Annotated in this window: 1 protein-coding gene; it reads right to left on the bottom strand. The window is 41.1% G+C overall.

Going from position 1 to position 1432, the window contains the following annotated elements:
* Positions 1–45 precede the first annotated feature (45 nt).
* On the bottom strand, positions 46–1308 hold the full coding sequence (locus F6K27_RS33170) for a transposase (RefSeq protein WP_287280469.1): 1263 nt from the start codon (positions 1306–1308) through the stop codon (positions 46–48).
* Positions 1309–1432: the final 124 nt, after the last annotated feature.

Raw genomic sequence — 1432 nt, 5'->3', positions numbered from 1 at the left:
TTGACATACTCCCGGCGCTGAATTAAAAATTACAGCGCGGGATTCTCACCCATCTGTGATTCTTGATTCAGTGACACCACTTACTATTTCAGGTTGCCCATCTACAGCAGAGGTGGTAGTCTCCTCAAGCGTTCCCGAATACTCGGAGGTTCCTGAATGCCCTTCAGTACCTTTGATCTGATTCCACTCCACATCTAGAATCTTCATCCCTTTATTTAAAATGTTCCATGCCGCATTTGTATCCCGACATATTTCAATCTTGCATTTAGGACATTGATGAGTTCTAGTACTCAGAGATTTCTTCACTCGATGACCACAACTTGAACAGTCTTGGGATGTATAATTTGGTGCTACAGCAATCACTGTCTTATCCCACACTTTCCCAAAATAATCTAACCATTGAGTGAATTGATACCAACTTGCATCAGAAATCGACTTAGCCAAATGATGGTTCTTGACCATGTTTTGTATCTTGAGGTCTTCGTAGACAACCACATCATTAGAGTGGACTACGCACCGGGCTAACTTTACTGCCCAGTCTTTACGCTGTCTAGCAACTTTCAGATGGCACTTCCCCAGTCTCATCCTGGCTTTGTGGTAGTTTTTTGATTGAGGTTTTTTACCTTTAACAAACTTTCTGGAGAGTTGTCGCTGTAGTTTCTTTATTCGCTTTTGAGCTTGTCTTAAATACTTGGGATAAATTGCAGCATTGTTGTTCTGGTCTTTGTAGAAATAAGTCAGACCTAAATCAATGCCTACAACATTCCCGGTATAGTTCCCTGTTTCTTTGCGGTGAGCGTCAAAGCACAATTGAGCATAATAACCATCAGCTCGCCTGACAATTCTGACCCGATTGATTTTCAGTCTAAATAAGTCCTCTCTGGTTTGATGATTACAGAATAGAGAGAACCTACCTGCTTGAAAACCATCGGTGAAATTAATAGTTAAACAATCCTGTGATAGTTTCCATCCAGAGGTTTTATACTCAACTGAGCGAGAATGCTTTTTGAATTGAGGATAACCTTTGTTTTTGGCTCCTTCTCTACAGCGACGATAGAAGCTAGAGATTGAATTCCAAGCTCTCTGTGCTGATGCTTGACGCGCCATTGAGTTCAACTTTTGAGCAAAAGGAAACTCCGTTGCCAGTTCTTTACACAGCACAGATAGACGAGCTTTATTTACATCTGGCTCGTCGCGCCATAATCTAACTGCTTTGTTTCTAATGAATTGAGCAGTTCTGATCGCCTGTTCTAAGGCTTGATATTGTGCCTTAGACCCGTTTAATAGCTTGGCTTCTCTAATAATCATGCTTTAACTTTACCATTATATAGCAGAACTTTTGGCGATCTGCATGATTTTTTTTGTTGGTCGCAATTCATCCCAACACCAAACTAGGGTTATGGTGTGGGCCTTCTTGCTCCATTTAGGTAAA

This window comes from Okeania sp. SIO2F5, from assembly GCF_010692685.1.
GTDB classification, from domain to species: Bacteria; Cyanobacteriota; Cyanobacteriia; order Cyanobacteriales; family Microcoleaceae; genus Okeania; species Okeania hirsuta.
Note: the sequence above shows the minus strand (reverse complement) of the source record. Positions and strands in the feature narration are given on the sequence as shown.

What these genes read in the sequence shown, in the direction of transcription:
- F6K27_RS33170 (WP_287280469.1), bottom strand. Translation starts at nt 1,308, where the DNA reads ATGATTATTAGAGAAGCCAAGCTATTAAACGGGTCTAAGGCACAATAT.